A 7,165-nucleotide genomic window follows, 5' to 3' on the forward strand; every position below is an offset into this window, starting at 1 on the left:
CAGTGCGGGCGGCGGACCGCTAGGGTCACCTCTGAACGTCGGGGGCCGGCTGGGTGGGCCCCTGAGGTGGGATGCCCCCATAGCCCAATTGGCAGAGGCAGCGGACTTAAAATCCGCCCAGTGTCGGTTCGAGTCCGACTGGGGGCACAGCGTTTGCGCTGGTAAAGCAACACCTGCGAGAGATCGAGCTAGCGGCTCAGTGCCTTCACCCCGGCGATACCCCGGCGCTTGGCGGGATTCCCTTTACTGAGTGTGTCGGACTGCACCGGCGGCGAACCCGCCTCTACGATGGCCATGCCCACAACCCCGCCGCATCGGAAGAGCCGTTGAACAGCATTCGTGAACTCGCTGATTGTTCGACCAATCAACTTGAGTACTGGACCCACGTCTCTTCGCAGGCAGAGCTACCCCTTGCCGACGCCGCATGGCGCGAACGTACGCTCGGTGTTCTCGACAGCTTCCTCTCAACAGCGCGTGACGCTGAGGCCGACGCCGGCCAGTCGTGGCGTGACGCAATAGCTGAAGCGCTGCTGGAAAATCCCGAAAGCTTGCACGAGTTTCGATTAGTCGCAGCTATCAGCGACAAGCGCCTCTATCTAGACCTCAGCTACATCTTCTCGCGCCAGCCTGACCCGTTGGACCCGAACCGGGCACTATGCGGCTGTTCACCGTCGAACCTGACCCGACACCCAACAAACTTCTTCGTCGCCGCTCTTGGCCCACGGGCCAAAGCGGAGCGACGACTTAAGGCAGCCGAGGCTATAGCGGCATATTTAGATGAGCGCGGTTTAAGCAAAATCCTGGATTTATACGCGGGGTTACCGGACGACTCGCGCCTCGCAGTACTCGAACATTGGCTCATGCCGAAGGAAGTACAGCAGAACGAGGCCAAGCGCCGGGGGCATGGTGCCGAAGCGGCGATTGCGCGGCTTTTGAAGGATATTGGCTGCACGATCGTACCTGCCGATAAGGCGACCAATCCGATGGGAGAGTACGACCCGAACATATCCCGCGAAACCTTCGAGATTGTCGCTCGCGCTCCCGGCCAGACATTCAGCGTCGACATCGTTCTTCCGAGGGACGACGGCTCTGTGGCCGTATGCGTAATGGGTCTGGTGCAGTCATCAGATCCCGGGCAATTCGGCGTGAACAAGTCAGACGAGATTGTAACTTTGAGGCAGGAAATCGACGCCTGGAACGAAACTTCCGGCGCTCCTCCCATCGAATTATGGGGATTGGTCGATGGTGTCGGCTACAGCGAAAACAAGGCCGGTACCGTCGATAAAATGCTAAGGAGTTTCCACTATTTCGTGCAAGTCAAGAGTGCGTACAAGGCAGCCTTGCGGGCCCATACGCTTGGTCTTGCGAAAATTGCGGGAATATCGTTCGATATGGAGTTCTATACCGAGCGCACTCGTGACCAGATGCGCGAGCGGTACGTGCCGGAAGATGTCCCGGTAATAGAAGACGTTGCGCCACCCGAGTTGACAGCCATCCAAGCAGGACATGGGACAGTTTGGATCAATAAATAAAGCCGTCCTCGATCAGCTGTTGCCGTAGTTGCTTAGCACCTTCAGCGGAGGCACCGAGAATCTCTGCGCCAAGCTCGTCTAGACGATCGAGGACGGAAGGATCAACGGCCTGACCATTCTTGATCGATTGGTGGCCAGCTTCGCAAAGCTGGGCAACCTCTCTGTGAGACCTGGAGCAGGAGTCGTATTCCGGCAAAGCAAGGCCTTGAATCAAATGCGGAGCGATTTGCGTGGAAACCATGCGCGAATGTATGAAGCTAACTGCACAAGACGACGAAAGCAGGCCGCACAGATAGTAAGCCTCTTCGGCACACGAACACGCGATCGTCATTAACTTTTCATTGGGAATGACCGGTTTGCCCAAAAAGGGTCCGTCGTATTCGTAAGGCCCGACCACAGCACAAGTGAATTTTGGAGCAATGTACCGCCATGCAACCTTCCAAGGAGAGAAGGTGTACTCTCCAATTCGTTGACATGCGTAGAAGCCGACTTCGAGTACCTTTTTCTCCCAACCGGTGAATCCGGCTCTTTCGTCCAGCAATTCTCTGAATTGGGTGAAGTAGGCGTAGGTCTTGGGTGCACGCTGCTTCAGGATGGCCTCGGCGACGGGTTCCATCTTCGTGTCAGCTGTGTGAGGCAGGAGCGTAAAGACCTCTGACCCGTACTGCCACTGCTCTAGCTCGCGGCCACGGAGCAGTGGATAAACGAACTCGGTCTCAAGCGTTGCTTCGACCTGGGGAACCGCCCTTTTAGCTCGTTCAGTGATGTTTGTGAATGTGGCCGTGTCGCTTCCATAAGACTTCAACTCAAGGTGGTAGACGCCGTTGGCGCCGCCAGTGAATAACCCGGTCCTAGCCCTATAAAAGGATTCTCCGCCGATTTGCGTTAAGGCGGCAATTGTTGCGCTCGACCCCGTGCTCCAATGCGAAGTTGGATCCTCGGGGTTCGACGGAACCGCCAACTCTTCAACCACCAGAGATGTGTCGGGTGCAAAGGAACCTTTCGCCGGTCTGAGCCAACGATGGTACGGAACAGGAAACTGAGTCTTCTCTCCGCGTTTGGCATACATAACTATCGTGCGGTTTGAAACACCTTCGAACGGCCGAAGCGCAACCATATCGTCGACTTCGGTAATCTCATACCGGACGGCTCCACCTCGGAGAGAGAAGCGCCGGAATGCCCTGTGGTTCAACGACGACTTCACCAACGACTGCGGAACAACAAAAGATAGTCTCCCGCCGTCAACGAGGTACCGGTCAATCGCTGCGGCAAAGAAAAGGGCCGAGACATCTTCTTTACTGAACGCCCGTTCTTTGCCTTTGAGGGCGAACAGCCCGAGCTCGGGCCACAACATAGCGTGCTTGCTGCGGTAATCCGGAGGGAGGTATTCCCAATTCACCCAAGGAGGATTTCCCACAACAATGTCAACAGCCGGCGCCGCACTTGTGCGGTCTAGACTGTCAGAGCATGTAATTCCTGGAAATTCCATAGATCGGATTTCGTCTGACGCATCGCCAAGCGCAATGGCGGCAAGACGTAGATTCGCCTTTGCGTGGATTGTGGCGAGTGCATCCACGTCCATCCCGTAGAAATTACTAATTAACAGAGCTCGGGCCTTATCCTGATCCAACAACTTCGCTGCGACAGCTCGGCGTAGCTCCTCCGCGGCGGCGACGAGAAACACTCCGGACCCGCATGCGGGATCGAGGATTGACAGGAGCGAGAGATCGTTTTCCGTCCCGTCATATCCAGACTTGCGAACCACATGAGACGCTAACCACTGCGGTGTGTAATAAGCACCAACCATGTGGCGCAGTTCCTTTGGTATAAGTGCCTGGTGATCCGCTTGGAGAGCATCGAACAGCGGTCCGGTGCATAGTCTCGATGTCAAGCTGGCCGCTGTTGCGCACTCTGCATCTAGGGATCCCGGTCCGGCTCGGTCGAAGGCGCCTAGGATCCAGCCCGAGCTGAGTAGACGATCAAGGCTTGAGTGGACAGCGGCCGAGACAGCTCGCAATACGTATTCACGCGATTCAGTCTCTTGCGCCGGAGAACGCTCCGGAATGGCGATCTCGACAAGTAGGTCGGCGCGGACTGCGAGGTAAGTCTCGACGGCGAATGCGAATCGTTCCAAGTCCACATCTTCTTGGGCGATTCCAAGGAATTTGCCGATCTTGTTTCTATCCGCGGCCCTCTTCCGCTCCATCGGTCCACGTACCGAAAGGGTGGAAGCTAACCAGACTGCGAATGCGTCGGAGCCCTCATCCTGTTTGGTTCGGTCAAGGGTCGCCTGGTAGAGCGCGCTAATGATCGACTGCCTAGCTGCCGTCATGTCTGAAGCCACGTCTCGAGGCTAGTGGACAACCCCGACAACGGGATCAAGCCATCCACACGTGTCGGCTGTGGCGGCGATGACGCCGCACCGGCGTCATCGGGATCTGGTATCCAGTCGCCGTAGGTGTCTAGCGTCAACGTGAATGTTGAATGGCCGAGCCACCTCGACACTTGCATGAAGTGCGTGCCGGCCATCAGATGCAAAGTCGCAAAAGTATGGCGTAGGTCGTGCAGCCGTACCCCGCGCACGGCGGGCTGGTCGTCGCTGGCCGGTCGGCTCGCCGGTAGCCCGACAGCCTCCAGCGCTGGCTTCATGATCGTGTCGTAGAACGTCCCCATCGCCGGGGGCCGGGACCAGTCGAGTGGCACGGTATACCGCTGGCCCTTCGTTCTATAGCTGCCGCCGTTCTTCCGGCTCGGCCAGAGCGGCGCGGTCAGCTCACCGGCACGCGGATGCTCGGTCAGGTAGTCGATCATCCGCTCGGCCAACCAGTCGGGCAGCGGCACGGTGCGGCGGGATTTCTTCGACTTGAGCGTGCCCGTTACCCACTGCCCGCGCTTACGTTCCTTGGTGCGGCGTACGTGCACCCAACAGCGAGGCCCGGGCGCGAAAACGAGGTCGCCAACTTCCAGACCCGCGGCTTCGGCTGCGCGGAGGCCGGTGTACGTCATGAACTCGACCATCAGGGCGTATACGGGGTACGCCGGCAACCCGAGAACACTGCCGCCTATCGCGGCGCTCAGGGCGCCGATCTCATCGACGGTTAGTGGCCGGTGTTCAAAGTCGCTGCGATCACCGGTCGCCCGGGTGGCCGAGAAGTCCACGGCCTCACATGGGTTCGACGCGATAGCTTTGTGTTGTAGGGCATACTTCATGACACGCCGCGTCAAGTCCCACGCGTGCTTGACTGTGCCAGGAGTCAACGGCTTCCGGTCACCTTGCCGCGACGTCTGCCGAACCAAAGTGGCTAGCAGCTTTTCGCAGCGGGCAGGGGTGATCGCCGCGACAGCTATTCCGCCCAGCTCACCCAGCACATAACACCGCAGTAGTCGCTCGTACTCTTCAGCGGTGCGCTGTTTGAGCTTTCCCTGAGCCACCTTGACGGCTTGTGCATCGAGCCACGCTCGGGCGTAGTAGCCGAATGGCAGGTCACCGGCTCTCTTCGCATCGGCCAAGGCTGCCGTGCCGGTCGTGTGGCGTGCGGCGTTCAACTCGTCCCGGCGAGCCTCTGCAGCCTCCCGTGTCGGGTACGTCTCCTGGCGTGCTCTGGTCCTTCCCGTAGGTAGGCCGAAGTCATCACGCACTGGTTCACGCCATACGACCTCGTAGCGCTTAAGGGCTTTGCCGTTGCGCTTCTGCTTGGTCTCATGGGCTCGTAGGTAGGCCATGTGGTCGTCGCTCCTTGCTGACTTCTGATGGAAAATTTGCGCAACTTATCCGGGGAGGGCAAGCCCCAAAATTCATGCCCCTACCCCTGTTTCCCTGGCGTGCCCCTTCATGAAGCAATTTCCACTTCGGTTGCGGCCATTGCACTCTGATAGATCCGCCGCACAGTTGAGACTTGCCATGTTGGCCGGCCAGCAGGGCTGAGGATCGCCTCGGCTTCCAAGGCGCGTGCGATGCGGCCGAAGCTCAATCCCGCGTTGCGGTCGAGCACGATTCGCCGCACGACGCCAGCGGTCGCGAGCCGCGGTCGACCGACGCGCTCGCCGCGCGCCTTCTTTGCGGCGAGCCCCGCCTTGGTGCGCTCGCTGATCAACTCGCGCTCGTACTCGGCGAAGTTCACGACCGTCCGCGCCATCATGCGACCCGCTGCGGTCGACAGGTCCAGGTTGATATCAAGCACGACCAGTGACCAGCCCTGGACCTGTGCTGCGTCAATTATGTTGGCGGCGTGGACTATTGATCGTGCGAGGCGGTCGAGCTTCGCCACGATCAGTCCGTCGCCCTGGCCTGAGGCGAGCAGCTGTAACACCTCTTGCAGGTTGGCGTTGATGTACTTGCCGCTGGCGCCTTCGTCGGCGTGGTGCTCCACCATCCAGCCGCGCCGCTGCGCCTCGGCGTCGATGGCCGACCGCTGCGCTTCGAGCCCGTTGCGGCTGTCAGCTTGCTCGTCAGTGCTAACGCGCGAGTAGCCGAAGTACAGCTTCGATTCCATGTCGTCTCCCTCGGGTTGAGGCGTAACCGTTCGGTTCCGCCTTACGCCTCGATTCTACGCCAGCAGCAAACTTCACAAATGCTCTGACCTGGTTATTTATAAACTGTAGCCATCTCTTCGTTGCCCCTGCCGAGCGGCTTCCGCAGCGTCCTCTAAGGTCATCAGCCCGCCGCTCGCGGGCGGCATATCGTCGCCGGGTACGTCGCCCGCCTCGGCGTCCCGCATCTCGTCTCCGGGCCGCTCGGCGGGGCGCGCGGGGTCGTTCTCGTCGGCGGGCTCGACTACCTCGGCGTCGATAGCCTGCGCCAGGTCGGCTGAGTCGAGAATTGGCCGGCCCTGCTGGGCGCGGTGCTCGGCGCGGGATATCGTTGCGACGCCCGCGATGTCGCCCATGAGCTGCTCCCACGGCTTAATCTCCACGGAGACTTCGGTTTTGGCGCCAAGGCCTGCGCGGTCCAAGGCGTCACGAATGGCGTTGAGCTTCACTGCTTCTGACTCCGCACTGGTGGCCATGCCGAGCAGTTCGCGAGCCATCCGGTCGGCGGCGAGCTCTAGCCGTTCCTTGGCCTTGCGCTTAACCTGGGGTGCGCCACCGCCATGTGTTCGGCAGACCGTGGTGCCACGATTGGCTGGCTTCAAGCACCGCTCGCCGTTCTTTCGTACTGCAACGCAACGGTTTTCATCGTTGCGATCAAGCCACCAGTCGTCCGAGTAGACCTCTGTGCTGGGCATAGAATGCTCCAATTTCCTTGTTTACATGCCGTTTCGATATCTTTGCTAAGCAACGTTTTTGGCGTTTTCGATGGATTTTTGCTGTTCGCCGGGGGTGGATGGCTGCTAAATCTGCCATTTGCCATCCTCCATAGGTCGCGGCCTCCTGTGGTCGGCGTGTGGCGAGCAAAACTCGTAGAACCTGGGCGGGCGCGCTAGGAGCCCCTCGCCCCTTAGCGAGGGAACCTGGGGTTTCTAGGACCTTCTAGCCTCCAGGTCTAGAGCGCCCTAGAAGGGCCTAGCCCGGATTTTTCGCGGAAGTTTGCGTTCGATGGGGTGTAGATACGCGAAAGTGCCTGTCCTGCAAGGAATAATTGGACTTCTCTAGGGTTCAATCGTTCCAGCGGGAAGGCACCTCGCAGGTGAAGA

At 59.5% G+C, this 7,165-nt stretch carries 5 protein-coding genes and 1 tRNA gene; 2 read left to right on the forward strand and 4 right to left on the reverse strand.

Annotation, left to right across the window (positions count from 1 at the left end):
* Positions 1-73 precede the first annotated feature (73 nt).
* Together ACXMYJ_RS12550 and ACXMYJ_RS12555 are read left to right on the forward strand one after the other, a co-directional pair.
* Positions 74-147 (forward strand) — tRNA-Leu (locus ACXMYJ_RS12550).
* A 179-nt stretch (positions 148-326) separates the two neighbouring features.
* The gene (locus ACXMYJ_RS12555) at positions 327-1,532 is read left to right on the forward strand and encodes a hypothetical protein (RefSeq protein ID WP_460356523.1); all 1,206 of its coding nucleotides are present in this window, start codon (positions 327-329) and stop codon (positions 1,530-1,532) included.
* Here ACXMYJ_RS12555 and ACXMYJ_RS12560 read toward each other — a convergent pair.
* The 4 genes from ACXMYJ_RS12560 to ACXMYJ_RS12575 all read right to left on the reverse strand — a co-directional run bounded on the left by ACXMYJ_RS12560 (position 1,522) and on the right by ACXMYJ_RS12575 (position 6,757).
* Positions 1,522-3,876: an N-6 DNA methylase gene (locus ACXMYJ_RS12560; protein ID WP_460356526.1), complete on the reverse strand. Its 2,355-nt coding sequence runs from the start codon at positions 3,874-3,876 to the stop codon at positions 1,522-1,524. The genes ACXMYJ_RS12555 and ACXMYJ_RS12560 overlap by 11 nt on opposite strands.
* A complete protein-coding gene (locus tag ACXMYJ_RS12565; protein WP_460356529.1) occupies positions 3,861-5,255 on the reverse strand; it encodes a tyrosine-type recombinase/integrase in 1,395 nt (464 codons plus the stop codon). Before ACXMYJ_RS12565 ends, ACXMYJ_RS12560 begins: the two co-directional genes overlap by 16 nt.
* Before the next feature lie 107 nt (positions 5,256-5,362).
* Positions 5,363-6,025 carry a recombinase family protein gene (locus ACXMYJ_RS12570; RefSeq protein ID WP_460356532.1) on the reverse strand — a complete coding sequence of 221 codons (663 nt, stop codon included), beginning with the start codon at positions 6,023-6,025 and terminating at the stop codon, positions 5,363-5,365.
* A 96-nt stretch (positions 6,026-6,121) separates the two neighbouring features.
* On the reverse strand, positions 6,122-6,757 hold the full coding sequence (locus ACXMYJ_RS12575) for a hypothetical protein (protein WP_460356534.1): 636 nt from the start codon (positions 6,755-6,757) through the stop codon (positions 6,122-6,124).
* Positions 6,758-7,165: the final 408 nt, after the last annotated feature.

Source organism: Mycobacterium sp. ZZG, assembly GCF_054786995.1.

What these genes read in the sequence shown, in the direction of transcription:
- ACXMYJ_RS12570 (WP_460356532.1), bottom strand. Translation starts at nt 6,025, where the DNA reads ATGGAATCGAAGCTGTACTTCGGCTACTCGCGCGTTAGCACTGACGAG.
- ACXMYJ_RS12565 (WP_460356529.1), bottom strand. Translation starts at nt 5,255, where the DNA reads ATGGCCTACCTACGAGCCCATGAGACCAAGCAGAAGCGCAACGGCAAA.
- ACXMYJ_RS12575 (WP_460356534.1), bottom strand. Translation starts at nt 6,757, where the DNA reads ATGCCCAGCACAGAGGTCTACTCGGACGACTGGTGGCTTGATCGCAAC.